The 25592-nt window shown below is 71.1% G+C and carries 27 protein-coding genes; 10 read left to right on the top strand and 17 right to left on the bottom strand.

Annotated elements, in window-relative coordinates:
- Window positions 1-9: 9 nt before the first annotated feature.
- Window positions 10-780 carry a TetR/AcrR family transcriptional regulator gene (locus SM450_RS08465; protein WP_474619131.1) on the bottom strand — a complete coding sequence of 257 codons (771 nt, stop codon included), beginning with the start codon at window positions 778-780 and terminating at the stop codon, window positions 10-12.
- A gap of 222 nt (window positions 781-1002) precedes the next feature.
- Here SM450_RS08465 and helR point away from each other — a divergent pair, with 222 nt between their 5' ends.
- Window positions 1003-3216, top strand: a complete 2214-nt coding sequence (gene helR, locus SM450_RS08460; protein ID WP_474619130.1) for an RNA polymerase recycling motor ATPase HelR — start codon at window positions 1003-1005, stop codon at window positions 3214-3216.
- On the opposite strand, the gene SM450_RS08455 is transcribed toward helR, so the two are convergent.
- Window positions 3182-4060 carry an alpha/beta fold hydrolase gene (locus tag SM450_RS08455; protein ID WP_474619129.1) on the bottom strand — a complete coding sequence of 293 codons (879 nt, stop codon included), beginning with the start codon at window positions 4058-4060 and terminating at the stop codon, window positions 3182-3184. The genes helR and SM450_RS08455 overlap by 35 nt on opposite strands.
- 97 nt (window positions 4061-4157) lie before the next feature.
- On the opposite strand from SM450_RS08455, the gene SM450_RS08450 reads away from it, so the two are divergent.
- The 6 genes from SM450_RS08450 to SM450_RS08425 all read left to right on the top strand — a co-directional run bounded on the left by SM450_RS08450 (window position 4158) and on the right by SM450_RS08425 (window position 9772).
- Window positions 4158-6104, top strand: a complete 1947-nt coding sequence (locus SM450_RS08450) for a BTAD domain-containing putative transcriptional regulator (protein ID WP_474619128.1) — start codon at window positions 4158-4160, stop codon at window positions 6102-6104.
- A gap of 9 nt (window positions 6105-6113) precedes the next feature.
- Window positions 6114-7490, top strand: a complete 1377-nt coding sequence (locus SM450_RS08445; RefSeq protein WP_474619127.1) for a pyridoxal phosphate-dependent decarboxylase family protein — start codon at window positions 6114-6116, stop codon at window positions 7488-7490.
- Window positions 7491-7557: 67 nt separating this feature from the next.
- On the top strand, window positions 7558-7959 hold the full coding sequence (locus SM450_RS08440) for a YbaB/EbfC family nucleoid-associated protein (protein WP_474619126.1): 402 nt from the start codon (window positions 7558-7560) through the stop codon (window positions 7957-7959).
- Window positions 7946-8266, top strand: coding sequence for a type VII secretion target (locus SM450_RS08435; RefSeq protein WP_474619125.1), 321 nt, complete (start codon window positions 7946-7948; stop codon window positions 8264-8266). The genes SM450_RS08440 and SM450_RS08435 overlap by 14 nt, the downstream gene beginning before the upstream one ends.
- Window positions 8263-9537 (top strand): WXG100 family type VII secretion target, encoded by a 1275-nt coding sequence (locus tag SM450_RS08430; protein ID WP_474619124.1) that lies wholly within the window; start codon window positions 8263-8265, stop codon window positions 9535-9537. The genes SM450_RS08435 and SM450_RS08430 overlap by 4 nt, the downstream gene beginning before the upstream one ends.
- 4 nt (window positions 9538-9541) lie before the next feature.
- Window positions 9542-9772, top strand: a complete 231-nt coding sequence (locus SM450_RS08425; protein WP_474619123.1) for a hypothetical protein — start codon at window positions 9542-9544, stop codon at window positions 9770-9772.
- A 135-nt stretch (window positions 9773-9907) separates the two neighbouring features.
- On the opposite strand, the gene SM450_RS08420 is transcribed toward SM450_RS08425, so the two are convergent.
- Genes SM450_RS08420 through SM450_RS08390 form a run of 7 tightly spaced genes read right to left on the bottom strand, consistent with a single transcriptional unit; the run spans window position 9908 to window position 17660 of the window.
- The gene (locus SM450_RS08420) at window positions 9908-10513 is read right to left on the bottom strand and encodes a hypothetical protein (protein WP_474619122.1); all 606 of its coding nucleotides are present in this window, start codon (window positions 10511-10513) and stop codon (window positions 9908-9910) included.
- Window positions 10510-13962 carry a WD40 repeat domain-containing serine/threonine protein kinase gene (locus tag SM450_RS08415; protein ID WP_474619121.1) on the bottom strand — a complete coding sequence of 1151 codons (3453 nt, stop codon included), beginning with the start codon at window positions 13960-13962 and terminating at the stop codon, window positions 10510-10512. Before SM450_RS08415 ends, SM450_RS08420 begins: the two co-directional genes overlap by 4 nt.
- A gap of 9 nt (window positions 13963-13971) precedes the next feature.
- The gene (locus SM450_RS08410) at window positions 13972-14562 is read right to left on the bottom strand and encodes a DUF7019 family protein (protein WP_474619120.1); all 591 of its coding nucleotides are present in this window, start codon (window positions 14560-14562) and stop codon (window positions 13972-13974) included.
- Window positions 14563-14599: 37 nt separating this feature from the next.
- The gene (locus SM450_RS08405) at window positions 14600-15088 is read right to left on the bottom strand and encodes an NUDIX hydrolase (RefSeq protein ID WP_474619119.1); all 489 of its coding nucleotides are present in this window, start codon (window positions 15086-15088) and stop codon (window positions 14600-14602) included.
- Between the two features lie 16 nt (window positions 15089-15104).
- Window positions 15105-15923: a hypothetical protein gene (locus SM450_RS08400; protein ID WP_474619118.1), complete on the bottom strand. Its 819-nt coding sequence runs from the start codon at window positions 15921-15923 to the stop codon at window positions 15105-15107.
- Entirely contained in the window at window positions 15920-16948 is a 1029-nt protein-coding gene (locus tag SM450_RS08395) for a tetratricopeptide repeat protein (protein WP_474619117.1), read from the bottom strand. Before SM450_RS08395 ends, SM450_RS08400 begins: the two co-directional genes overlap by 4 nt.
- Window positions 16935-17660: a TauD/TfdA family dioxygenase gene (locus SM450_RS08390; RefSeq protein ID WP_474619116.1), complete on the bottom strand. Its 726-nt coding sequence runs from the start codon at window positions 17658-17660 to the stop codon at window positions 16935-16937. The genes SM450_RS08395 and SM450_RS08390 overlap by 14 nt, the downstream gene beginning before the upstream one ends.
- A gap of 120 nt (window positions 17661-17780) precedes the next feature.
- Here SM450_RS08390 and SM450_RS08385 point away from each other — a divergent pair, with 120 nt between their 5' ends.
- Both SM450_RS08385 and SM450_RS08380 read left to right on the top strand, forming a co-directional pair.
- On the top strand, window positions 17781-18116 hold the full coding sequence (locus SM450_RS08385) for a nucleotide pyrophosphohydrolase (RefSeq protein ID WP_474619115.1): 336 nt from the start codon (window positions 17781-17783) through the stop codon (window positions 18114-18116).
- A gap of 126 nt (window positions 18117-18242) precedes the next feature.
- Window positions 18243-20198 carry a DNA/RNA helicase domain-containing protein gene (locus tag SM450_RS08380; RefSeq protein WP_474619114.1) on the top strand — a complete coding sequence of 652 codons (1956 nt, stop codon included), beginning with the start codon at window positions 18243-18245 and terminating at the stop codon, window positions 20196-20198.
- On the opposite strand, the gene SM450_RS08375 is transcribed toward SM450_RS08380, so the two are convergent.
- Window positions 20188-20733, bottom strand: a complete 546-nt coding sequence (locus SM450_RS08375) for a DUF6817 domain-containing protein (protein ID WP_474619113.1) — start codon at window positions 20731-20733, stop codon at window positions 20188-20190. The genes SM450_RS08380 and SM450_RS08375 overlap by 11 nt on opposite strands.
- Window positions 20734-20823: 90 nt before the next feature.
- Here SM450_RS08375 and SM450_RS08370 point away from each other — a divergent pair, with 90 nt between their 5' ends.
- The gene (locus tag SM450_RS08370) at window positions 20824-21555 is read left to right on the top strand and encodes a class I SAM-dependent methyltransferase (RefSeq protein WP_474619112.1); all 732 of its coding nucleotides are present in this window, start codon (window positions 20824-20826) and stop codon (window positions 21553-21555) included.
- A 67-nt stretch (window positions 21556-21622) separates the two neighbouring features.
- On the opposite strand, the gene SM450_RS08365 is transcribed toward SM450_RS08370, so the two are convergent.
- The 7 genes from SM450_RS08365 to SM450_RS08335 are packed head-to-tail and all read right to left on the bottom strand — an operon-like array spanning window position 21623 to window position 25564.
- Window positions 21623-21832: a hypothetical protein gene (locus SM450_RS08365; protein WP_474619111.1), complete on the bottom strand. Its 210-nt coding sequence runs from the start codon at window positions 21830-21832 to the stop codon at window positions 21623-21625.
- Complete coding sequence (locus tag SM450_RS08360) at window positions 21829-22644, bottom strand: Cof-type HAD-IIB family hydrolase (RefSeq protein WP_474619110.1); 816 nt, start codon at window positions 22642-22644, stop codon at window positions 21829-21831. Before SM450_RS08360 ends, SM450_RS08365 begins: the two co-directional genes overlap by 4 nt.
- The gene (locus SM450_RS08355) at window positions 22637-23182 is read right to left on the bottom strand and encodes an AAA family ATPase (RefSeq protein WP_474619109.1); all 546 of its coding nucleotides are present in this window, start codon (window positions 23180-23182) and stop codon (window positions 22637-22639) included. The genes SM450_RS08360 and SM450_RS08355 overlap by 8 nt, the downstream gene beginning before the upstream one ends.
- Entirely contained in the window at window positions 23179-23754 is a 576-nt protein-coding gene (locus tag SM450_RS08350) for a histidine phosphatase family protein (protein ID WP_474619108.1), read from the bottom strand. Before SM450_RS08350 ends, SM450_RS08355 begins: the two co-directional genes overlap by 4 nt.
- A gap of 1 nt (window position 23755) precedes the next feature.
- Window positions 23756-24502, bottom strand: coding sequence for an alpha/beta hydrolase (locus tag SM450_RS08345; protein ID WP_474619638.1), 747 nt, complete (start codon window positions 24500-24502; stop codon window positions 23756-23758).
- A gap of 2 nt (window positions 24503-24504) precedes the next feature.
- Window positions 24505-24930 carry a hypothetical protein gene (locus tag SM450_RS08340; RefSeq protein ID WP_474619107.1) on the bottom strand — a complete coding sequence of 142 codons (426 nt, stop codon included), beginning with the start codon at window positions 24928-24930 and terminating at the stop codon, window positions 24505-24507.
- A complete protein-coding gene (locus tag SM450_RS08335) occupies window positions 24908-25564 on the bottom strand; it encodes a hypothetical protein (RefSeq protein ID WP_474619106.1) in 657 nt (218 codons plus the stop codon). Before SM450_RS08335 ends, SM450_RS08340 begins: the two co-directional genes overlap by 23 nt.
- Window positions 25565-25592: the final 28 nt, after the last annotated feature.

Here is a 25592-nt window from a genome sequence, read left to right as displayed (position 1 = left end):
AGTGGGCCGTCAGCCGCCCGCCGACCGTTCGGCGACCACCACCGAGATGCCGTCGAGCACCCGCTGGAGACCGAACTCGAACGCGTGGTCCGGCCCGTACGCCGCGCCGTGCGCCATGCCCGCGGCCGTGCCGATCCGGGCGGCGAGCGGGAAGTTGCCGGCCGTCATGAACTTCTCCAACCAGGGCGCGTGCGTCTGCCACCACTGGTCGTCGGTCATCCCGGTCTCGCGCTCCAGCTCGACCACGTCGACGGCGGCCCGGGCCGCGCTCTTGGCGTGCCCGAGCACGAGGGTCAGCACGGCGTCCATCTCCACGTCGTCGAGCCCGATGCCGGCGACCGCACGCAGCTCGTGGTCGTACTTGGCGAGCACGTTGGGGCCGAGGACCGGCCGGGTGGTCTCGGCGCGCAGCAGCCACGGGTGGGCGCGGTAGAGCGCCAGATTGTCCCGGGCGATGCGTTCCAGCCGGCCACGCCAGCCGCCCGGCACGTCGGACGGGCGGGGCAGGTCGCCGAGGACGGCGTCGACCATGACGTCGAGCAGTTCGGCCTTGCCCGGCACGTAGGTGTAGACGGACATGGTGCCGACGCCGAGCGCCTCGCTGACCCGGCGCATGGTGAGCGCGTCGATGCCCTCGGCGTCGGCGATCTCGACGGCCGTCCGCACGATCCGCTCGACGCTGAGGCCGGGCCCGGCGCCGCGGCTGGTCGGCTCCCGCGTCCGCCAGAGAAGGGCCAGGCTGCGGGCGGGGTCGGCCTTGCGCCTGCGGTCGGTCGACATGGTGTCGCCATCCTACCGGCCACGGAATCCGCACGCGGCCGACGGGACTGGCGCAAAATGAATGGCGGAACCTCCCGCCACTACCAACATATAGCGCACCCCCGGCCTTGCGGCAAGCCCCCGGTGATGGCGCAGAATTGCCGGCCGAAGCCCATTCCCCGCACCTGAGAAAGCCGCGAAGAGCGGAGGCCCTCGCGTGCCCGCAGATCGGAGCCCACGCCCGTGAACCCGTCCACCACAAGCGTCTTCGATCTTCCCGACCGCCTCTCGGCGAAGGCCGATCCGGCCCTCATCGCCGACGACGAGCGGCATTTCGCGACCATCGCGGAAAGCCTGCGACGATCGATCGCGGAGTTGTCCGACCGGCTCGACACCGAACGCCGGGCGGCCGGCGGCAAGGGCCGGCAGGCGGTCGACCGGGACCAGGAGATCCGCCGGCTTACCGCGCGCCTGCGTACCCTGCGCCGGTACGGCCTGGACCTGTGCCTGGGCCGGATGGTCGGCGCGGACGGTGCCGAACCGGTGTACGTGGGGCGGCTGGGCCTCACCGACGGCGCGGGCGGCCGGCTGCTGCTGGACTGGCGCTCCCCCGCCGCCGAACCGTTTTTCGGCGCCACCCACGCCGACCCGATGGGGCTGGCCAGCCGCCGCCGCTACCGCTGGACCCTGGGCCGGATCACCGACTACTGGGACGAGGTGTTCACCGCCGACGGGCTCACCGGGCACGCCGCCCTCGACGACCAGTCCGCGTTCGTCGCCAGCCTGGGCGGCACCCGGTCGGCGCGGATGCGCGACGTGCTCGGCACCATCCAGGCCGATCAGGACGCCATCATCCGGGCCGGCTCCCGGGGCGCGCTCGTCGTCGACGGCGGGCCGGGCACCGGCAAGACCGTCGTCGCGTTGCACCGCACCGCGTACCTGCTGCACGCCGACCCGCGGCTGGGCGAACGCCGCGGCGGGGTGCTCGTCGTCGGGCCGCACCAGCCGTACCTGAGCTACGTCTCCGACGTGCTGCCCAGCCTCGGCGAGGAGGACGTGCAGATATGCACGCTGCGTGACATGGTGCCCGAGGGCGCGGCGGCGAGCGCCGAGACGGACCCGGAGGTGGCCCGGCTGAAGTCGTCCGCGCGTCTGGTCGACGCGGTCGAGGCGGCGGTGCGGTTCTACGAGGAGCCGCCCGCGACGTCGTTGACGGTCGTCGTCGAGGACGCGGACCTGCGGTTGACCGCCGGCGACTGGGCGGAGGCGTTCGCGGCGGCCGGACCCGGCGCACCGCACAACGAGGCCCGCGACGACGTGTGGGAGGAACTGGTCACGATCCTGCTGGAGCGGTACGACGGCGACGAGCCGGAGCACGCGGTCCGCCGGTCGCTTGCGGGCAACCGCGAGCTGGTTGCCGCGTTCGGCCGGGCGTGGCCGCTGCTCGACCCGACCGACGTCGTCGCGGACCTCTGGTCGGTGCCGGCCTACCTGCGCCGGTGCGCCCCCGACCTGAGCGTGGACGAGATCCGTACGCTGCGACGGGCCGACGCCCGGGCCTGGACGGTGGCCGACCTGCCGCTGCTGGACGCCGCGCGGCGGCGCGTCGGTGACCCGGAGGCGTCCCGGCGGCGGCGCCGCAACGACGCGGCCCTGGCCGCGCAGCGGGAACGGATGGACACGGTCGTCGACGCGCTGCTCGCGACGCACGCCTACGACGACGGCGAGGGTCTGATGACCATGCTGGTCGGGGCGGACATGCGGACCAGCCTGGTCGACGAAAGCGTGCTCACCGTCGCCGACCGCGACCTGCTGGCCGGGCCGTTCGCGCACGTGGTGGTGGACGAGGCGCAGGAGCTGACCGACGCCGAGTGGCAGATGCTGCTGGCGCGCTGCCCGTCGCGCAGCTTCACCGTGGTCGGCGACCGGGCCCAGGCCCGGCACGGGTTCACCGAGTCGTGGCGGGAACGGCTGGAACGGGTCGGTTTCGACCGGATCGAACTGGCCTCGCTCACCGTCAACTACCGCACCCCGGCGCAGGTGATGGCGGAGGCCGAACCGGTCATCCGGGCGGTGCTGCCGGACGCCAACGTGCCGACGTCCATCCGTACCGGCGACGTGCCGGTGCGGCACGGCGCCCGCGCGGACCTGGACGCGGTGGTGGCGGCGTGGCTCGCCGCCACCACCGAGGGGATCGCCTGCGTGATCGGCGACCCCACGTTCCCGGCGTCGGCCCGGGTCCGGTCGCTGACCCCGCAGCTCGCCAAGGGGTTGGAGTTCGACCTGGTCGTGCTTGTCGACCCGGACGCGTTCGGCGACGGGGTCTCCGGGGCGGTGGACCGCTACGTGGCGATGACCCGGGCCACCCGCGAGCTTGTCGTCCTCACCGGCGGGGGCGGTCCCGCCGCCCCCGCCGGCCGCGCTACCGCGTCAGCAGCTCCCGCAGCGCCCCGCTGATCTCGGCCGGCGCCTCCTCGGCCATAAAGTGGCCCGCCGTGGTGGTGCGGTGGTCCAGGTCCGGCGCCCAGGCCCGCCACACCGCCGCCGCGTCGTAGCCGAGCGCCGCGCCCCAGTCCTGCTGGATCACCGTGACCGGCATGGCCAGCCGCCGGCCCGCGTCCCGGTCCGCCCGGTCGTGCGCCACGTCGATCCCGGCCGAGGCGCGGTAGTCGGCGACGATCGAGTCGACCGCCTCCCGGGAGGCCCGCAGGTACTCGGCGCGCACCTGCGCCGGGATGGCCGCCGGGTCGCTGCTCCAGGCGTCGAGGAAGTGGCCGAAGAAGGCGTCCGCGCTCGCCGCGATCATCCGCTCCGGCAGGCCGGGCGGCTGCGCCATCAGGTAGAGGTGGAACGCCACCGACGCGGACGCGCCGTGCAGCACGTCCCACATGTCGAGGGTGGGCAGCACGTCGAGCGACGCCAGATGGGTGACCGCGTCCGGGTGGTCGAGCCCGGCGCGGACCGCGACCAGGGCGCCCCGGTCGTGCCCGGCCAGCGCGAACCGCTCGTGACCAAGCGCCCGGGCCAGGGCCACCACGTCGGCGGCCATGGTCCGCTTCGCGTACGTCTGGTCGGTGCGCGCGGTCGGCTTGTCGCTGGCGCCGTACCCGCGCAGGTCCGGGCAGATCACCGTGTGGTCGGCGGCCAGGTCGGCGGCGACGTGCCGCCACATCAGGTGGGTCTGCGGAAAGCCGTGCAGCAGCACGACCGGGCGGCCCGCGCCGCCCACCGCAACGTTCAGCGTCACGCCGTCGGCGACGGTGACGCGCTCGTAGTCGAATCCGGTGATGCCGGTGCTCATCTCGGTGCCTCTCTTCTCCGTCGTACCGGCCAAGCGTCGCGGCGTCGGATGAGCAACCGATGAGCGCGGTACGGTGACTCCGGTCATGGAGGGGTCGGTGCCTGTCAGCTTCGGTGTGCTCGGGCCGGTCACGGCCTGGGACGGCACCGGCGCGCCCGTCGACCTGAAGGGTTCCCGGCACCGCGCGGTGCTGGCCCGGCTGATCGTGGCCCGGGGCCGGGTGGTGCCCGTCGGCCACCTCGTCGAGGACCTGTGGGACGACCCGCCGCCGGGCGCGGTCGGCGCGGTCCGCACGTTCGTGGCGGCGCTGCGCCGCCGGCTGGAACCGCACCGCCCGCCACGCGAGCCGGCCCGGCTGCTGGTCACCGACGGACCGGGGTACGCGCTGCGTGCCGCCCCGGACACCGTCGACGCCTGGCGGTTCGCCGACGCGGTCACCACAGCCGCCGACGAACTCCCCCGGTCGACGCTCGACCGGCTCGACACGGCGCTGGGCCTGTGGCGCGGGCCCGCGTACGCCGACTTCGACAAGCCATGGGCGCGCGCCGACCGCCACCGGCTCGACCAACTGCGGCTGACCGCGGTGGAGCGGCGGGCCGAGGCGCTGCTGGCGCTCGGGCGGGCCGCCGACGCCGTACCCGATCTGGACGCCCACGTCGCGGACCATCCCTGGCGGGAGGACGGCTGGCGGCTGCTGGCGCTGGCGCTCTACCGGGCCGGGCGGCAGGCCGACGCGCTCGCCGTGCTGCGCCGGGCCCGCGAGCTGCTGCGCGACCAGCTCGGCCTGGACCCCGGCCCGCGACTAAGCCGGCTGGAGACCGACCTGAGACGCCAGGCCGACCCGGAGCCGACCGGCCCGGCCCGGGTGTGGGCGGACGCCGCGGCGGCGTACGAGCGCAGCGTGGTGCCCGGCTCGCGGGCCCGGCTGGAGTCCACCGTCGGCCTGCTGCGCAGCCTCGCGGTGACCGGACCGGGCGGCCTGGAGGCGGCCCGGGACCAGCGGGTCGCGGCCATCGACGCGGCCGAGCAGCTCGGCGACCCGGACCTCACCGCCCGGGTGATCGGCGGGTACGACGTACCCGCGATCTGGACCCGCGCGGACGACCCGGAGCAGGCGGCCCGGGTGGTGGCCGCGGCGGAGCGGGCACTTGCCGGCCTGGGTCCGGACGCGCCGGAGGCGACCCGGGCCCGGCTGCTCGCCACCGTCGCGGTCGAGTCACGCGGCCTGCCGTCGACGCGCGGACCGCAGGCGGCCCGGCAGGCCGAGGCGATCGCCCGGCGGCTGGCCGACCCGGCGCTGCTGGCCCAGGCGCTCAACGGCGTGTTCATGCAGACGTTCCACCGGGCCGGGCTGGCCGCCGAACGGGACGCGGTCGGCGCGGAACTTGTCACGCTTGCCGCCCGGCACGGCCTCGCCCCGGTCGAGATCCTCGGGCACCTGATCCGGGTGCAGGCGCGCGGCGCGCTCGCCGACTTCGCCACGGCCGACACCCACGCCGACGCCGCCGACCGGCTGGCCGCGCGCCACGAGTCCCCACTCACCGGTGTCTTCACCACCTGGTACCGGGCCATGCGCACGACGGCGGGCGGCGCGCCTTACCCGGAGGCGGAAGCCGCCTACCGGACGGCGGCGACCCGACTGGCCGGCTGCGGCATGCCCGGCGTGGAACGCGGCCTGCTCCCGCTGGCGCTGCTCTGCCTGCGGGTGTGGCACGACCGGCCCGCCGACTTCCCCGACGACACCGACTGGGGCCCGTACGCGCCCTGGGCCCGCCCGCTGACCCTGCTCGCCGCCGGTCGCCGCGCCGACGCGACCGCCGCGCTGCGCCGGACCCCGACACCCCCGCGCGACCTGCTGCAGGAAGCACTGTGGACGCTCAGCGGCCACGCGGCGGTGGCCCTCGGCGACCGGGACGCGATCCGGCGGGCCCGGACGGCGCTCGCCCCGGCGGCGCACGAGCTGGCAGGCGCCGGAAGCGGCATGCTCACCGCCGGGCCGGTCGCGGCGCACCTGGACCGCCTGGGCGCCGCCCTGAACGGTTAGGGTGCGGCGATGGACGAACTGAGGGACCTGTTCCGGCGGGCCGCCGACCACGCGGCCGACTACCGGCGGTCGCTGCCGGACCGGCCGGTCGGGGTGCCGGTCGACCAGGCCGCGCTGAACCGGGCATTCGCCGCCAAGCTGCCGGCCGCTCCCACCCCGCCCGAGCAGGTGCTCGCGGAGCTTGTCGCCGCCGCCGAACCGGGACTGGTCGCCACCGCCGGGCCGCGCTACTTCGGCTTCGTGGTCGGCGGCGCGTCCCCGGCGTCCACCGCCGCCGACATGCTCGCCGCCGGCTGGGACCAGATCGCGTTCAACGCCGTCACCGCACCGGCCGCCGTGGCCGCCGAGACGGCCGCCGGCACCTGGCTCAAGGAACTGCTGGGCATCCCGGCGTCGGCGTCGGTCGGCTTCGTCACCGGCGGCCAGGCCGCCAACACCGCCGGCCTCGCCGCGGCCCGGCACCAGGTGCTCGCCGACGCCGGCTGGGACGTGGAACGGCGCGGCCTGACCGGCGCGCCGCCGGTGCGGGTGCTCGCCGGCGCCGAACGGCACGCCACCGTCGACCGGTCGTTGCGCCTGCTCGGGCTCGGCACCGACGCGCTGCGGGAGGTGCCCGCCGGCCCGCAGGGCGCGATCGACCCGGCCGCGCTGGCGGCGGCGCTGCGCGACGCCGACCCCGGCCCGACGATCGTCTGCCTCCAGGCCGGCAACGTGAACACCGGCGCCTGCGACGAGCTGCGCGCCGCGTGCGACCTGGTCCACCGGCACGGCGGCTGGGTGCACGTGGACGGCGCGTTCGGGCTGTGGGCCGCCGCCAGCCCGACCACCCGGCACCTGGTGGACGGCATCGAAGCGGCCGACTCGTGGGCCTGCGACGGCCACAAGTGGCTCAACCTGCCGTACGACACCGCGTTCGCGTTCTGCGCCCGGCCCGACGTGCACGCGGCGGCCATGTCGTACGCGGCCGCGTACCTCGTGGGTTCCGGTGGCGTGCCGGCGGGGGCGGACCTGACCGCGGAGTCCTCGCGCCGCGCCCGTGGCTTCGCGGCCTGGGCCGGCCTGCGGGAACTCGGCCGCGACGGCGTCGCCGCGCTTGTCGAGCGGTGCTGCGCGCTGGCCCGCCGGTTCGCCGCCGGGCTGACCGCGGCCGGGTTCGAGGTGGTCAACGAGGTCGTCCTCAACCAGGTCCTGGTCGGCTTCGGCGACGACGCGCGCACCGACCGCACGGTGGCCGCGGTGCAGGCCGACGGGACGTGCTGGGTGGGCGGTACGACGTGGCGGGGCCGGCGGCTGATGCGGATCTCGGTGTCGAACGCCACCACCACGGAGGCGGACGTCGACAGGTCGGTGGCGGCCATCACCCGGCTGGCGTCGGACGCCTCCTGACCGGACACCACGGAGCGCGACCGATTGGTATCGTCGCCGTCACCGATCTCATCAGGGGAGGGTGGCCGTGTGGGCGGACGAGGCCGCGTTGGACGCGGCGGGGCGCCGACTCGACGAGTGGGAGTCCGGCCTGACCGACCGCGCCGCACGGGCGCAGGCCCTGTCCGTCCGCGCGCAGGCGCTCACCGGCACCGCCCGCAGTGACGACGGCCTGGTCGAGGTGACAGTCGACGCCTCCGGGCTGCTTGCCGACCTGCGGCTCGACGAACGCACCCGGCGGCACTCCGCCGCCCACACCGCCCGGCAGGTCGTGGCCACCACCGGGGCCGCCCGCGCCGACCTGCTGCGACAGCTCACCGAGGCGACCACCGAAACCCTCGGCGCGGACGACCCCGCCGGGCAGGCGATCGTCGACTCCCACCGGCGACGGCTCGACCCCGACCAGGGCCCGCCGGATGAGCGCCGGTGAGATCCTCCGGGTCGACCCGGACGACCTGACCGCCCACGCCGCCCACCTCGACCGCTGCGCCGACAGCATCGACACCGCACACCGGGCCGGGCAGCACGTCCGGCTCGGCGCCGACGCGTACGGGCAGCTCTGCGCGGTGATGCCGGTCCTGCTGGACGGCCTCCAGCGCACCCTGGTCGACGGCGTCGGCGCCGCGGCGGCCTCGGTGCGCGACACCGCCGGCAAGGTCCGTAGCGGCGCCGACCGCTACCGCTCCACCGACGCCGAGGCCGCACACCTGCTCGACCAGGTGCGGAACCGGCGATGACCACGAACCCGCTCGTCGCCGGCGCGGCGGACACCGGGCCCAGCGCCTGGGCGGGAATCTGGATCTGCGAGGACATCGAACTCATCGCCCAGGGTGTGCGCACCGGTAGCTGGATCGACGGCAGCCTCGGCGTGGTCAGCGCCGGCCTGGACGCGCTCGCCCTCGTCTCCGACCCGGCCAGCGCCCTCCTCCAGTACGGCATCGCCTGGCTCATCGAGCACGTCAAACCGCTCAGCGAGGCCCTGGACTGGCTCGCCGGCGACCCCGCCGAGATCACCGCCCACGCACGGACCTGGCGCAACGTCGCCGCGTCGCTGCGCGAGGACGCCGCCGACCTGGCCCACGCGGTACGCACCGAGGTCGCCGGCTGGACCGGCGCCGCCGGCACCGGCTACCGGGCCTGGGCGAACGAGCAGCAGCAGGCCATCACCGGGCTGGCCCAGGGCGCCGAGGCGATGGCCGCGATCACCGAAGGCGCCGCCGGCCTGGTCGCCGCCGTCCGGCTGCTGGTCCGCGACGCCGTCGCCGCCTGCGTCTCCCGCCTGATCGTGTACGCGGCAGAACTCGTCGCCAGCGCCGGGCTGGCGACGCCGCTGGTCGTGGAACAGGTCACCACCACTGTGGCGTCGTGGGGCGCGCGGATCGCGCGGTTGTTGCGGGGGTTGTTGACGAGCCTGCGGCGGCTGATGCCGGAGGTGCGACGGCTCGGCGACCTGATCGAGAAGCTGAAGCAGGCACTGAGCCGACTCATTGGGCCTACCCCGAGTCCGCCACCGAAACCGGTGGACAGGATTCACGGCGGGCACACCACCCGCCCGCGCAACCTGACTGACTACGAGCGTCAGGAAACTTGGGCCAAGGACGCCTACGAGGCAATCCGCCAGCAGGATGACGCCAACCTCATCACGCGCAACCTCGCTGAGACGCCCCGGCTCGACGGATCCCGTGGCTTCTCCCTGGCGGAGGTCGAGCAGATTCGTCGGCACATCTTCTTCGAAGAGCATCCAATGGACGACTACGCCGGCGGGGTCGTCCACCAAAGGTACGACCCGAGCGCACCGATGGCCGAGGCGTGGCTGCGCCTGCGACGCGGTGAACCCCTGCCGGAGGACTTCACGCTTCTGGAACACGAACTGGCAGAGTCGAGGTACTACACCGCCAATCCGCACGCGAGCTACCGGGAAGCTCATCTCGCCGCGAATCGCATCTCGAACTGGGAGGACTCGGTTCCCGGCCCCACGTACGAGGACTACTCAAGGTTCGGAGAATAGTGGCATGGGCATGATGGTGGTCGCGCGTCGGGTGGACGCTCCGGCGGACGAGGTGCGTTACGAGTTCGGGTTCGAGGACAGGTTCGATCGCCTCCTCGTCATCGATCCACAGACCCTCGACGCCCGCGTCGAAGACGGCGATTTCGACACCGCCGCCAGCGCCATCACCGCCAAGATCGTCAACTCCTGGCGCACCGCCGGCGACTTCCCCCAGAGGATGATCTTCGCGAGTTAGTTGGCGGACTGAGTGGAACGCCATGGGTGTCTCCGGCCTCGTTTGACACCCATGGCGTTCCACCGACCACCATTCGGCGAGGTCAGGACGTGCCCGGCCGGACGACGGAGGCTTCCGGCTGACCTGCCGGTCGGGTCACTGCGCGGGGGGAATGGAGACCCCGTTGGCGTCGAGTAACGAGCCGTCCAACGCGCGGTCCGTCTCGACGGCGGTCAGCGACACGGTCACATCGCCGTCGGAGGTCGGGAAACGGGTGAAGTGCAGCAGGACGAATCCCAGCCGCTTGTTTCCCCGCACGGCGTCGTCGAGGGGCCTCGTGTTCACCCCCTCGACGAGCCACTCGTAGACCGGCTGCGCGTCCTCCTCCTGCCAGCCCTTCAACGCGGCGCGGTGAACGGCCAGAGTCAGCTTCTCGGCCAGGTATCCGGGGTCGCAGACGCTGGTGATCGTCACTTCGAGCTTCTCGAACCGGTGTCCCGCCCCGAAATGCCACAGTGCCCGCACCTTGCGGACGCCGGGGGTCAGCGGCCGTCCGACGAACATCCAGTGGTACGCGTCCAGGTGGGGCGCGCGATCCTTGAGCCACCTCTTCCGGTCCCGCTCGACCACGGCCCACGGCGAGGGGATCTCGTCGAACTCGTCGGTCCACGCGATCTCGGGGATCTCCCATGCCTCCAGCCAGGACCGTACCTGTTCCCGGTTGGCCAGGAACGTCGCCCGCAGATCGTGCGTGGACGTCATCGAGCACTCCCGTGGTCCCAGTCGAGGCCCCAGACACGGACGTTGCCCTGGTGGTCCCCGGTGACGATGGTGCGGAAAGCGGCGTCGGCGCGGATCGCGTTCACCCGGACGGGGTGGCCGCGCAGCGACCGGATCCGGCGCCCGGCGCGTAGGTCCCAGACGTCGACGGTCTCGTCGCCACCGGCTCCCGTCACGGCGAACCGTCCGTCGGGCGACACCGCCATCTCCTCGATTCCGTAGCGGAGATCGGACTGCTCCGCGCCGGCCCGCCCGTCGTACACCAGATCGCCGGTCGCGGCGTTCCAGACCACGAAGCCCGTCATTCCGGCGATGGCGGCGAGGCGACGCGAGTCGGCGAAGGCCAGGTCGGCCGACGAGCTGTGCTTGACCCCGTCGAGGCGGTACAGCGGACGCCTGCGACCCGGTCGCCACGCGGTGAGGTGGCTCATCTCGGCCATCAGCAGCACGCCGGAGGCGAAGCGGATCTCGGTGTGCGGATCGAGGTTCGCGAAGGCCCGCAGCGCCTTTCCGGTGTCGATCGACCGGACCTCCACGGTGGTGGCGTCGTCGGTTCGCAGCGTCACGGCGATCGCGCGGGACGCCTCGTCGGCCGTGACGCCGCCGATCGTCCCCCGTCCGGTGCGGATCGTCGCCACGCGGGCTCCGGAGTCGAGTGACCACACCGTCGCCAGCCCGTGCCCGAATCCGACCGTGAGCAGATCGCCGGAGATGTCGAGCGTCGTCTTCCCCTCGTCGTGGGGCTGGGCGCCGGCGACCTTGAACCGTGGCTCGACAGTCGCGGTGTCGTGGCACGCGACCGACCCGTCCGAGTAGCCGATGATCAGGTCACGTCCGCCGCGGGCGAAGCGCAGGCTGGTGGCGGGGTTCCTCCGCTCGACCACGGAACCCACCTTCTGGAGCGTCTCCAGGTCGACGATCTCCACCTGGTCGATGTCGGCGGGAAAGGCGAACAACCGCCCGGAGTCGCTGACGTCGAAGGCCCCGTGGGTGAGCATCACGTCGGACAGTTCCTGCTCCAACCAGATGCCGTGCAGGCCGGTGCGTTGCAGATCCCGGCCCGCTGCCCGGGAGGCCCGCCGCAGTCGCGGATGGCGTTCGTAGCCGGGAATGGCCCTGGCCTCGCGGATGGCGTCGGTCGCGCGCTGCCCCTCGCCGGCCGCGATCATCCCCTCGACCCGCGCCATGACCTGGTCGAACGCCCACTCCTCGTGCGCGAGGGCGCCGACCGGGCGGGGCGGCGCGTACGACCAGGGGGCGAGATGTCCGGGTAGCGGCATGGGGAGACGTGACAGCGAGGTCTGGTCGCGGAAACCGTCCCGCTCGGCGATCACGGCGTATCCGCAGTCACCGCTGAACGCCGTCGCGTCACGCCGGGATCCGCGCTTCCAGTCCTTGGGGAAGGTGCGGACGCAGCGGCGGATGGCGAGTTCGAGCACCTGGAGGTCACCGGTGCCGGGGTCGAGCAGGGCCCACCCGGCCCGGCCCGAGACGCCGAGCACGTCGTAGCTGAGGAGCCAGGGGATCTCCCACCGTCGCGGCTCGTCCCAGACCCGCATGTCCACGGTCATCATCGACCGGACGCCGAGCCTCAGGACGACCGACCCGTCCGTCGCCAGGGCGGTCCTCCGCTCCGCGTTCAACCCGTCGGGAGGCAGGTCCAAGCCCCGCATCCTGGTGCGACGCAGGGGCCACCACTGCTCCACCCGGTGGTCGGCCTCGGGATGCCCCAGCGAGGCGGAGACGCACACCTCCGCCTCCGGGGCGAGGATCACCTGCGTGACCCGCCCCGCGTGGGGCCGGATGTCGACGACGGGCTCCCACCCGCCGGTGCGGAAGACGAGGACGCGGCCGTCGGCCGTGCCTACGCCCGCGAAGCCGCCGTCGGGGCTGACCGCCACGGCCGTTCCTCCGGTCAGCCGGCCTTCGAGTTCGGCGGTCCCGTCGGTGAGGCGCCATCGCTCGACCACCGAGTCCTGACGGCAGACGAGCACCCGCGCGCCGGCGTGGTCGATCGCGACGTCGACGGGCGTCCGGCCGGAATCGGCGAGTTCGCTCACCACCCGGCCCGCGACGGCGTCCCAGATCCGCACCCGGCCCGCCTCCTCGGCCACCACCACGTGCGTCCCGTCGGCATCGCTGGCCATCGCCGCGACCGCACCGGACAACTGCCCGAACACCTCGAGCGTCCCCCGGGGCGCCAACTGCGCGCAGCGTGCGCTCGCGGTCGCGATCTCGGGTGCGCCCGGATGCTTCCGGTCCGCCTCGGCCAGGTGCCGCGCCGCGAGGACGCCGTCGCCGCGTTCCAGGTGGACCATCGCGGCCAGGTGGTCCGCCTCCCAGGAGTCGCCTGTGGCGCGCAGCTCCGACAGCAGGGTCTCGTCGGTGACGAGACCGTCGGCCCACCTGATGAGCCCGTGGTTGTAGACCGCGTGGACGTTGTGCGGGTCGATCGCTCTCGCCTGCTCGAACAGCTCGACCGCCCGGCTCTGCTCGCCGAGGTCCCACAGCGACAGCGCCCTGTTCGACAAGCCGTCGGCCTTCAACGCCGGCGGGACCCGGTCGGAACGCGGGAAGGGGCCGCCCGTGCACTCGGCGTACACGCCGGCGAGGACGGCCTCCGCCTCGGCGGTGTCGCTGATCCGCGACCGGGGATCGCGCGTGAGGCAGCCCGCCAGCAGGTCACGCAGCGGCTGCGGGAGATCGGCGCGTAGCGCCGCCAGGGCGTCCGCGCCGTCGTGGCCCCACTCCCAGAGCCGACGCCCGTGCAACACCTCGATCACCGTCAACGCCCAGGACCACATGTCGCTGGCCCGACCGATCCGGCCGTCCGGGTCGACCTGCTCGGGAGAACAGTATTGCGGCGTGAACCCGCCGAGGGTCGCGTAGGCGGTCCCGGCGCCACCCGGCGCGGGCTCCGAGGCGTACGCCTTCGCCTTGGCGGTGCCGAAGTCGGTCACCCGTGCCGTCTCGCCGTCGTACATGATGTTCGAGGGTTTGATGTCCTGATGGACCAGGCCCGCGGCGTGGGCGTGCCCGATGCCGCGCAGCGTCTGGATCGCGACGTCGAGCGCCGCCGGGAGGTCGCGACCGCGACCCTCCCGCACCGCCGCGGTCAGGTCGCCGCCCGCGATCCATTCCGCGAAGACCACCGGGTACGCGCCGACGCGCCGCACGTACGCGCACCCGACCACGTTCGGGTGCGGGCCGAGATCGGTCCACGCCTGTGCCTCCTGCGCGAGCAGGTCGAGGATCCCGGGCGCCGCGGCCAGGTCCGGGCGCGGCGTCTTCACGGCCAGGTCGACGTTCCAGGTGAGATGGTGGGCGCGGTACACGAAACCCATCCCGCCGGTTTCAACCACCTCGTCGATGCGGTACGTGTCGAGGACGGTCTCCCCCGGCCGCCACCGGATCACCTCCCCCGCGTCCACGCCGAGGCCCTATTCGGCGAGCGCCACGTAGATCGGGCTGCCCAGCAGCGCCCCGTTCGGTCCGGGCCCCTCGGTCAGCCGCTTGGCGATGAACTCGACCCGCTGCGTCGGCCCCGGAAGCCCCGCCCCGATCTGCGACAGCGCCTCGTGGAAACACTCGTCGTCGAACTCGCCCGGATCCGGTCGCAGCTCCCGAAGCTTGCGGAACAGGTACGGCGGGACCGACCCGACCGGCTCGGCGTCACCGCCGCCGACCACGTGCGCCGCCGACCCGCCCAGGACGATCACCTGGCCGTCGAGCGTCCCCGCGAAGACCACGATGCCGGCCGTCGGGAAGACCTGCCAGCGCATCTCCATGCCGGCCTGGAAGTAGGGACGGGAGTCGGCGGCGGCGCCGATCTGGTCGGCATCCTGCAGGTGCCGGACCACCTTCGCCAACTTGTCGAGGTCGTGGCGCTCCGGAAGGACCGCCTTGCGGCTGTAGCGGACAAACTTCAGATCCACGGCGACTTCGGTCTCGTGCTGCGCGGCGGAGGTGACCTGTGCCGCGAGGAGGCCGAGCTTCAGGTGGGACAGGTAGAGGTAGTACGTGAGGGTCAAGGCGCGCTCCGGTGACAGGGAGATGGCCGAACCCAGCCTACGTCGCGCGTGCCCGTGTCGCGGGCCCCTGCCTGTCTGATCCGGGCCAGGCGCTCCGCCGCTCGCGCCACCGCGCGATGGTCCGCTTGTACGGCTCCGGCATGTGCAGGTCGGGCACCTCGTCATATCCGAACACGCCCAACTCCTTGTGCTCGGCGGAGTAGGCGAGTTTCTCGTCGCCCGTGTACACGGCGCCGAAGCTGACGATGAAAACATGCCGCCGTGGCGTGATTTCGTAGACCCACGCGTCGACGATGTCCACGTCACTGATCGTCAGCCCAAGTTCTTCGGCGACCTCACGGCACACTCCTTCCTCGGGCGTCTCGCCGACCTCCAGCTTGCCGCCGGGCAGTTCCCACTCGTCGCGCTCGTTCTTCAGCAGCGGCACCCGGCCTTGGTGGTCAACGACCAGCTTGACCGAGATCGGTAGCTGGTATTCGAGGTACCCGAGGTTGCGTTCGACGAGGTACGGCGGTCTGTCGGTCATGCGGGAGCCTTCCAGATCAGTCTCGGATGATCAGCAGCGCGGCGACGTCGTCGGCATGTTTGAACCGACCACTCACCGCGTCGGTAGCGGCTTCCGCGTCGCGGATCAGCTTCTCCAGGTACGGCAACCCGCGCTCGCACGCCTCGGCAACGACCTCCGGCCATCCCGGATAGAGCTGGTAGTCGGTCACCAACCGGGCGAAGCCGTCGGTGCACAGCAGGATGTGATCGGCTTCCGCCCACGCGCCCACCAGGCCGTGCGGACGCAACACCCGCCGCGGGTGCCCGGAGAAGACGGATTCGGTGCGGCCGGACGTCATGGTGTAGAGCCGGCGCTCGTGCATCGCCGCCGTGATCCGCCGGGCGTCCACCTGGCCGCATCCGACGGCTGCCGCCTCCCGCCGGTCGAAGTAAGCCGTGCCCAGCACAGCGGCCTCCCGCCCACTGACCACTGCGGTGGCGTCACCGACCCGGCTGATCGCGAATCCGGCACCCTGGTCGACGCAGAGTGCGACCGAGCACGCCGGCGGCACGCGGCCCTCCGGAAACCCATACGCCACCTGACGCCGGGCCACCTCAGCGGCGACGCTTTCGAGCAGGGCAGCGGGGTCACCTCGATAGGCACCGGCACCGGCGACCGCTAGCTGCTCTCCGACGGTGTCGACGAGCCACTGCACGTCGCTCCCGGCGGGTAGCGCCGCATCGTCGTACAGGTCGGTGGCGCCGTCGACGACCCAGCCAAGCGTGCCACTGTGGCCGACGCGGTCCTCATTGACCCGTGTGCCGCCAGGTGTGGTGACCATTTCTCGTACCTGCATCGGCTGGTCCGTTCTCATGACATCCACGAGGTGGGGACGAACATCCCTGCCCCGATCAACACACCTCCGAGCAGGACCGCAGCGGCAACCCGATGGATGCTGCTGTTGTTGACAAGTGAAAAGGTACCGAAGACGACGCCAATCGCGCCCGAGGCCACCAGCATCAGGCGGATGCCGTCGGTTCCTTTGCTCTGACTCGCAACATTGCTCGCGGTGGCGATGAACGCCACCACCGCCGCGAGCAGGCCGAGCAGTTGCAATTGCTGTGCCTTGAACTCGGTCAGCTCGGTGCGGAACCGGTCATGGGCACGGGCCCAACGGTGACGCTCCTGCATGAGATCGACCCTCACACGGGTTGCCTGGTATTGGGTCAACCGGCGCAGGTAATCGCGGGACGTCCGCGGTTCGAGTTCGATGGCCTGCCCGACGGCGGCACGTGCCGCTTCGAACTCACCGCGCAACGCCAGCACGCGCCCTTTCGTCTCGTAGTAGTGAGGGATCCAGCCCTGAGTCAGGGAGATCGCGCGATCGACGTGTCGCTCGACCTGGTCGAGGTCCGCGGCAGGCGCAGGGGTCTCCAGCCGTTCAAGGTATTCCACCCAGAAGGCAGCGAGCTGGTGTACGACCGCCGGCACATCGGGCATGGCCTCAACCGCCTGCCGTGAGTACTCGACGGAGCTACGCAGGGAGGCGAGATCACCCCGGGTCCGGGCAACGATGGCGCGGAAGGTGTGAAAGTAGGGCTCCTTACCGAACTCACTTTCACCGTCGCGCACGATCTCTCGGTATTCGCCGTGCCGTTCCTCGCGCCGCAAGCGCAGCAGCAGCGCGTACAGGGCCGCGAACCGGGTCTGTACTCGAAGAGTGCGGTCGTCGAGAATCGTGCGCAGCGCCGGCTCCGGATCGTCATGAGCCTCGATGATCTCCCGGATGATCTGCGGGAATGCCGCGTCGGCCGGAGGAGGCGCCGAGGCCAGTGCGTTGACCAGGCGGGACCGGCCGGCAGCTGGCTTCTCTCCCGACCTGGATCTAGGAATCCGCAACGGAGAACCCCCTGTTGAGCCAGGCGTACGGATGATCGGGTCTGACCTTGGCAAGAAACCGCACCAGGCGCCGGCCACCGGTGAACGCCGTGCGGCCGTGCAGGAAGCGGTGGTTGTGGACGAGATAGCCCTCGCCGGCGGCAAGCTCCAGGGCGAGAGTCTCGTCATCGATCAGGTGGTGGATCTGCGCCACCAGGTCGGGGTTCCCGACCGGGGCCGCAACCTCGTCATCGCGGTACCGGACCCGGGTGACGCCCGCTGCCATCTCGACGACCGGACGCCCGGCCGAACCATCGGCCGGCGTCAGACGCAGGGTCGCCAGCGCGGTGTTGTCGAAATGTCGGCGTAGCCGTGTCAGCACGCGGGCTCCGTCGACGAGGATCGCCGCCCCGCCTGATCGCACCGGCGAGACCATCAGCGCGGCCAGCACGCTCGGCGGCTCCGGCTGCAGGCTGCGGTCGGTGTGCGGTGGCAGGGCGGACCCGGTGAAGCCAGCCGCCCGCTCCGTCCCGAAGTGGCGGTACGGGCTGATGACCGTCAGGCCCTCGGCCACCTGGTGCGGATGGTCGACCGGTTCCGTCCACCGACGCAACAGGGCATCTACCTCGTTGACGCGAGCCTGACGGATGAAGACCACACCGTCGCGACCGAGAGTCCTCGGCACCTGATCAAAGCCCAGTTCGGCAGAGGATCGCGCTTCCAGCAGTCGCATGGTGCTCCCCTGCCAGCCTCAGGACATCGAGAATGATACGTGTCCTGAGTCGCAGTCAGGTGGAGCCGATCATCTATCGCAGAGTCCTCGTTGTCAGTTCTGCCATGTCAGACTGCGGAGATGGACGACCTGACGGCTCGCGTACGGGCCTTCGCCGAGGAGCGTGACTGGCAGCAGTTCCACACGCCGAAGAACCTCGCCATGGCGCTCGCCGGAGAGGTAGGCGAGTTGGTCGCGGAGTTCCAGTGGCTGACTCCCGAGCAGGCGGGCGCGGTGATGGGCGATGCCGAGGCGGGGGCCCGGGTCCGGGCGGAGATCGGCGACGTCATGATCTACCTGACCCGGTTGGCGGACGTCCTCGGCATCGACCTGACGGAGGCCGCTCTCGCCAAGTTGGCCGAGGTCGCCGTCCGCTATCCCGCCCAGGAGGTCAGCGGCTCCGCGACCAAGCGGTAGCGGAGCACGCGGAGAGATGATCTCTTCGCTACAGTCCACTCGTACAGGCGCTCAACGACGGGCTTCCGGCAGTGACCGGACATGCCCCCAAGCGCACGATCATTTCGTGCTGCCCGGGGGCAAGTGTTGTCAGCGTTCCGCACCTCCGCCGACGGTCTCCTTCGCTACGCGACCGGCGGTGACCTGGCCGACCGGATCACGGAGCACCTCGGACACAAGGTGGGCCCCAACGAGCGACGGTCCTGGGAACGGAGCCTCACCGCGCTCGGGCAGGATCTGGTCGATGCCGGTCTCGGCCAGGTCGAGATGCTCGTGGAGTACCAACTCCCGTTGACAAGCAGGCGGATCGACGTGGTCCTCGCCGGCGTCCATCCGAGGACCGCCGACGACTCCTATGTGGTTGTCGAGTTGAAGCAGTGGTCCCGGGTCGAGTCCTACGAGGGATCCGAACGGCTCGTCCTGGTCGAGCACGCCGCCGGACCCCGGTTGCACCCCGGCGTCCAGGTCGAGGACTACTGCGAATACCTGGCCGACTTTCTCGGCGTCCTCTCGCGCGGAGGGAGCCCGATCGCCGGCACCGCCTACCTCCACAACGCGGTCGATCGCGACGTGGCCGACCTGTTCGTGCGGCAGCCCACCGACCACAGCCGGATCTTCACCGGGCAGCGCCGTGGCCAGTTCCTCGACTACCTGCGCCGCCGCCTGGCGCCGACGTCCGGCGCAGCCGCCGCCGACCGCTTCCTCACCAGCTCCGTACGCCCGAGCAAGCACCTCCTGTCGTACGCCGCGGCGGAGCTGAAGGACCGGACGCACTTCACGCTGCTCGACGAGCAGCGACTGGCGTACGAGTTGGTGTTGCACGCCGTGGAGCGGGCCCGGAGCGCGGACCGTAAGTCGGTCGTCGTGGTGTCAGGTGGGCCTGGCAGCGGCAAGAGCGTCATCGCGTTGTCGGTACTCGGTGAGCTTGCCCGGCAGCAGCGCTCGGTCATGCACGCCACCGGCTCGCGATCGTTCACGCAGACGCTCCGCCGGTATGCGGGTAAGGGCTCGACCCGGTTGAAGAACCTCTTCGGATACTTCAACAGCTTCATGACGGCGGAACGGAACGGTCTCGACGTGCTGATCTGCGACGAGGCCCACCGCATCCGGGAGACCTCCGTCAACCGATTCACCCCGAAGGTCAGGCGGGACCGGGCCCGTCGGCAGATCGACGAGCTGATCGCCGCGGCACGGGTGCCGGTCTTCCTGCTCGACGAACACCAGGTGGTCAAGCCCGGTGAACTCGGCAACATCGACGTCATCTCGGCGCACGCGCGGCAGCTCGACCTGGACGTCGCGATGGTGTCGCTGCACGACCAGTTCCGGTGCGGCGGCAGCGAGGCGTACGAGGACTGGGTTCTCGACCTGCTCGGTCTCGACGGCGGGCAGCCCTCGGTGTGGACCGGCGACGGTCGGTTCGACCTGCGGGTGGCGGGATCGCCCCAGGAGATGGAGGCGTTCCTGACGGAGAAGCAGGCTGCCGGGGAGACGGCGCGCATGTCGGCCGGGTACTGCTGGCCGTGGAGTGATCCACGGCCGGATGGATCCTTGGTGCCGGATGTGCGGGTGGGTGACTGGGGACGGCCCTGGAACGTCAAGAGCGACCGGAGCGTCGGAGATGCGCCGGGCAGCGCGTTCTGGGCCACCGACCCCAACGGCTTCGGGCAGGTGGGCTGCGTCTACACCGCCCAGGGATTCGAGTACGAGTGGTCCGGGGTCATCATGGGACCGGACCTCGTCGCACGAGGCGGGAAACTGGTCAGCCAGCGGGCGGAGTCGAAGGATCCGGCGTTCCGCAGCCGGAAGGCGCTCAGTGACGCCGAGGCAGACCGCCTGATCCGGAACACGTACAAGGTGCTGATGACCCGCGGTATGCGGGGCACCGTCATCTACTCGACGGACGCCGAAACGCGGGACTGGCTCAACTCGCTGATCCGCGTGGAACGCGGCCTCGAGACGGTGTACGAGACAGGGCCGCGCCCACCACTTGCTTCTGAACCGTCCGGGGATGCGGCAACAGCACCGACCAGCCTCACCCGCTGACCTCCGGGTCGAGGACGCGCGCCACCTCCTCGCGGCCGGCCGAAGACGCGGCCGGCGCCCACGCGGCGAACAGCCCCCGCAGGTACGCCACGTGCCGGTCCGACACGCGGGGCAGGTGGTCGACCACGTCCAACTCGTTGACGATGCTCAGATCGACGAGCGAGGTCAACTGGTCGGCCCGGACCGTCGTCGTCTCCCCGGTGAAGCGGTCGTGGACCGTCCCGGTGGTCGCGAGCCGCGGCCAGGAGCGCTTGCGGTCGCACGCCCCGTAGAGGTAGACGAGGGCTTCGGCGTCGGCCCCGACGAGGTCACGCAGCTGGCCCCGATCGGTCGGGTCGAGCAACGCCACGTCGAAGCCGTCGGTGCCGTACACGGCGTGCGCCAGGCCGGCCGTTCGCACAGCGGGCTCCTGGCCCAGCTCGGCGAGTCGGTCCCGCACGCGGCACAGGTGGGCGTAGAGGGTGCCGCCGGGATGCTCGATGGTCTCGGCCCCCCGGTCGCGAAGCCACGCCCGCACATCGACGTCGGTATCCATGGGCCGACCCTACGCGCGGTGGCCGGACCCGGTCTGCGCCGTTCGTCACAACGCTTGCCGCGCGTCCGGATCGGATAGTTGGCTTGCGGCATGGCGCGCATCGCGTACGACGACACCGACGCGGAAGCCTTCGCGGCGACCCGCCACCTCACCGACGACGGGCTCACCGCCTGGCGGGCCGCCGTCACCCGGCACCTCGACCCGCGGCCGGGCCTGCGGCTGCTCGACCTGGGCGCCGGCACCGGAAGCTGGGCGCGACGCTTCACCACCTGGTTCCCCGGTCTGGAGGTCGTCGCGGTGGAGCCGTCGGCGGCGATGCGGGCCCGCTGCGAGGTCCGTCCGGTCCTGGCCGGGGACGCGGCGCAGCTCCCGCTCGACGACGACAGCGTGGACGCCGCGTGGCTCTCCACGGTCATCCACCACGTGCCCGACGTGGCCGCCGCGGCGCGGAAACTGCGGCGGGTGGTGCGGCCGGGCGGGCCGGTGCTCATCCGGTCGGCGTTCGCCGGCCGGCACGAAGCGATCACGTTGTTCCGCTATTTCCCGGAGGCCATCCGGGTGCTCGACACCTATCCGAGCGTCGCCGAGGTCGAGGCGGCCTTCGCCGACGCCGGCTTCGCCTCGGCGACCCTGGAGGCGGTCCCGCAGGTCACCGCTGCGTCGCTGCGGGAGGCGGCGGCCACGCTGCGTCGGGAGGCGCACACCCCGCTCCAGCTCATCACCGACGACGAGTACGTGGCGGGAACGAGCCGCCTCCTGCGGGCCGCCGGGGCCGGCCTGAAGCCGGTGGTCGACGAATTGGACCTCCTGGTCCTGCGGTGAAGGTCGGCGGCCCGGCCCGGCCAGGCCGCGCCACGAGACGCGCGCCCCGTCTGCGAGGGCCAACCGATCAGGCGAGTTCACCGGTTGCCGGCACCGCGTCGAATTCGGGATGCGCCGCCCGTATGTGGCAGAGCGCCGCTGCGCAACCATCCTGCTCCATCAACCGGCCCAGGTAGGTCCATTCATCGTCGGAGATGCGCGCTGCCTGGACGAGGACGGTCCATCCAGGTAGGTCGCCGGTCTCCGGACCGTGGTCGCTGTGCCGCACGTTCCTCATCCGGCAGGATCGTCGGCGAGGAGCCTCTCGAGAAACTGCGCCACCCCGTCCTCCTGGTTTGAGCCGCAGACGACGTCGGCCATCTCCTTGATCACGTCACTGGCGTTTCCCATCGCGACCGCCAAGCCGGCGAACCCGAGCAGCGCGGCGTCGTTGTCCTCGTCGCCGAAGGCGACTATCTCGCTGGCGGCAACACCGACGCGGTAGGCCACCATTTCCAGTGCCCGCGCCTTCGACGTGCCGAGCGGGACCAGATCCACGAACTGGGGAACGCTGCTGGAGACCTCGTACTTCTGTTCGAACTCGAACGGCAGTGACTTGCGCATCTCCCGCACCTCTTCGGGCGTCCCGACGTAGGCGATCTTGTAGACCGGGTGGTCCGCCCAGCCGACCGTTGACAACTCCCCCGCCACCTCGAAGTTGACGTCGGGGTTCTTCCTCCGGTAGATCTCGTTGTCCTCGCTGGAGATGATGCGGTCCTCGGTGTAGACGAATATCGGGACGCCGATCGACGTGCCGTAGGCGACCGCGTCGGCGATATCGTCGAGCCCGAACGAGTGACTGTGGAGGCATTCCTTCCCGTCCGCCCTCATCACGATTCCCCCGTTGAAAGCGATCGTGTAGTTGTGGTTGTTAGCCAGATCGAGTATGCGCAGATAAGCGCCGACACGGTAGAACGGTCGGGCGGTGGCCAACACGACCTTGAAGCCACGCGCCTGCCATGCGCGTAAGGCTTCGACGCTGCGCGGGGTGACCTGCTTGTCGGGAGTCAGCAACGTCCCGTCCAGGTCGATCGCGGCTAGCTTATACATCGGTCAATGCCCCTTCCAGTGCCCTCGTGGGACCAGTCACCCCGTCGACCGAGTTGTCGATGGAGATGAAGCGGTCCGCCGTGCTCGCCAGGCGGTTTCTCTCCTGTGTCATGCTGGCGTAACTCGCCATCACCTTGTGTGGCGACACCCGGTACCAGCCCGCTTCCGCCCTGCGCTCCGCTCGCTCGACGCACATCTCGGGCCGCTCGACGGAGACATACACGATGGTGAGCAGGTGCGTCCGACGGCACCTGCTCAGGAACTCCCACTTCCAGTCGCTGGCCACCACGGTCTCCCAGAGGAAGCCACGTCCCGCTTCCGTCAACAGATGAAGCCGGCGGCGGCAGAGATCTCTGGCCCGCGCGTACCGCTGCTCGGCCGAGCAGCAGTCGCAGCGGATGAGAAGCTGGAAATAGAGGTCGGGGTTCACGTACGGAAGCGCCAATCGGTCGACGAGCATCGAGGCGACAGTCGTCTTCCCACTGCCGATCGCGCCGGTCACCAGCACGCAACGGGGGGCGTCGACATGCGTGGTCACCAGATCACCGTCACGGTCTGACAGTGGGCGACGTCGACGTGCTTGTATCCGCCGCCCGGCTCCGGCGAATTGCCCGCCGAAAGGTTCGCGGCCAGGACCATGATCGAGCGGGTGGCCACCACCACGACATCGCCGCTCCGGTCGTACGTGCGCAGCACGGTCAGGATGCGTATCCAGAAGTCGGCCGGAGGCTCGATGCCGTGGATACGCAGTTCGTAAGCCTCGATCTCACGTCGTCGCCAACGGCGGAGTTGCTCGGCGAAATCCGGATAGCGAGCCTCGATGTCGGCCGGTCGCAGGCCACTGACGACTCCCATGGCAGCGGGCGCAAGTCGATCGTCGACGCGATAGTCGCAGCGCAACGTTCTCGCGATGATCCCGGCCGTCTCGACGGTCTGCGTCGCCGGGCATGCGACGACGGTCGGGCGGGCCAGTCGCCGGGCCAGCTCGGAGGCCGCCCGCTCAGCCTGCTCCACACCGCGATCGGTCAACCTCGCTCCCGCGCCACCGGTCACCTCGTCAAGATTCTTCTCACACTCGCCGTGCCGAATGAACACGAATCGCGGCGTCATCTCATTGCCCGAACGCGCCGGTGACCGTGCGGGAGACGAGGTCGAAAAGGCGGTCGCGGACGCTTCGCTCGGTGAAGTTGTGGTCGGCCGCGAGCACTTCGGTGTGGTTGATCCGCTGCCCGGTCGCCCAGCGGACCGACTCGGCGACCGGCGTCATCTCGTCGCTACCGGCGTAGATGAGGTGCGTTCTCGCACGCAGGTCCGCGTCGAGCGGACGGTGCAGCAGTTCCACCGAGTCGAAGAACGACCGATGGCAGTACCACCCTTTGCGCAGCGTGCTTCCGGTCTCGCGGAGCTGCTTCCACTGACCCGTCGTGAACATCGTCGCCTCGAAACCGCGTTCTCCCGGGACGAACGGAGCGACAAGGGTGAGGCTCCGGAGGTTGTCCGGGCGCTCCGCGGCGAGCGCCACGTGGCAGCCGGCGCAGTGCGCGATGATGTGCAGGCCCGCGGGGGCGGCGGTCGCCCGGAGTGTGCGTTGCAGCAGTTCGAAGTCGGCGACATGGTGCGTGAAACGAACGTCCTCGATCCGCCCGTCGCTCTCGCCCATTCCGCTGAGGTCCATCCGGACGACCGTCACGCCTCGACGTCTCAACGATTCGGCGAGTTCGAAGTACAGCCGATAGGGGCCGATGCGATTGGAGGAGAAGTATCCGTGCACGATGACGGCCCATGCCTCGGGGGAGGCATGGTGAATGACTCCCCTGAGCATCCCGAGTGACCCCGGGAGCTCGAAGTATTCGGTCATGCTCACGGCCCGGTAGTCCTCAGCTGTGCACGGTAGCGCCTGATCGCATCGATGTCACTGATGTCCTTCGGACGCCCGAGGGCTCGTTTCTCCGCGATGATCGAGTCGAGCGAGGCCACCTGGATGCCGCGGAGGAGCGCCCACGACGTGGGGATCCACCCGCGGTACGCGGTGACGCCGGGCCGGAGCACCACCTTCGGTCGGCCACTGCGGCTACGCAGTGGTGCGCCCGGCCCGGCGAACCGGCCGAACAAATCGTCCGAGACGGCGAGGTCGATGTCGGAGGTCGCGTCGCGGACTCCGTGCAGAACGAGTGCCGCTCCCATCACCAGCCAGTACTGGCATGCGTCGAGGCCGAGGGCGTGCAGACTCTCGACGATTGTCGGCTCGTCCAGGCGGGCGCGCTCAGGACGTGGTTGCCCGGGCATTCACCAGCCTCCGGTTGACTCGGTTGTACTCGTCGATGATGGCCGGGGTGTCGATCTTCGAGATGTTGTTGGCGGCGATGTTCATCATCCCCTCGGCTGCCGGCACGGCGTACTTGTCGAGGAGGATCCCGGCCATCAGGCAACAGCACCGCACGATATTCTCGTAGTTCTGCGTGGCCTGCGCGAGTTGCAGACCGAGCTGACAACTCCCGTACGCCTGATCCTGTGCCTCCGAGGTGCCGATCTTGAGATAGATGACGCCCTTCTCACGGTGGATCTTCACGATCCGGTCCTTGTTCGTCGCCCCCGTCTCCGGAAACTGCTGCGCCAGCCTCTCGTACAGGGTCAAGGTCTCGTCGAGCGCCGAGATGGCCCCGACATGGTCGCCGTCGGTGAAGGCGATCTTCGACTTGGCGTACGCGAGGGCACCGTCCGCTTCCAGCCGTTCCTTGGACGAGCTGATCCGTTGCGCGGCCGCTGACGCCTTCTCCAACGCGGTACGCGCCCTCGTGCTCTCGCCCTTGAAGGAGTAGCAGTTGGCGAGGTTGCGATAGCCCCGCGAGACGAGGAACGGCTCATCGCGATGAAGAGCGCGGCCGCCACGAAGAACGGAAGGGACGTCTCCAGGCTCCACGGCAGTCTGACGTGGAAGTAGCTCAAGA

The sequence above is a fragment of the Micromonospora marincola genome (assembly GCF_056150385.1).
Note: the sequence above shows the minus strand (reverse complement) of the source record. Positions and strands in the feature narration are given on the sequence as shown.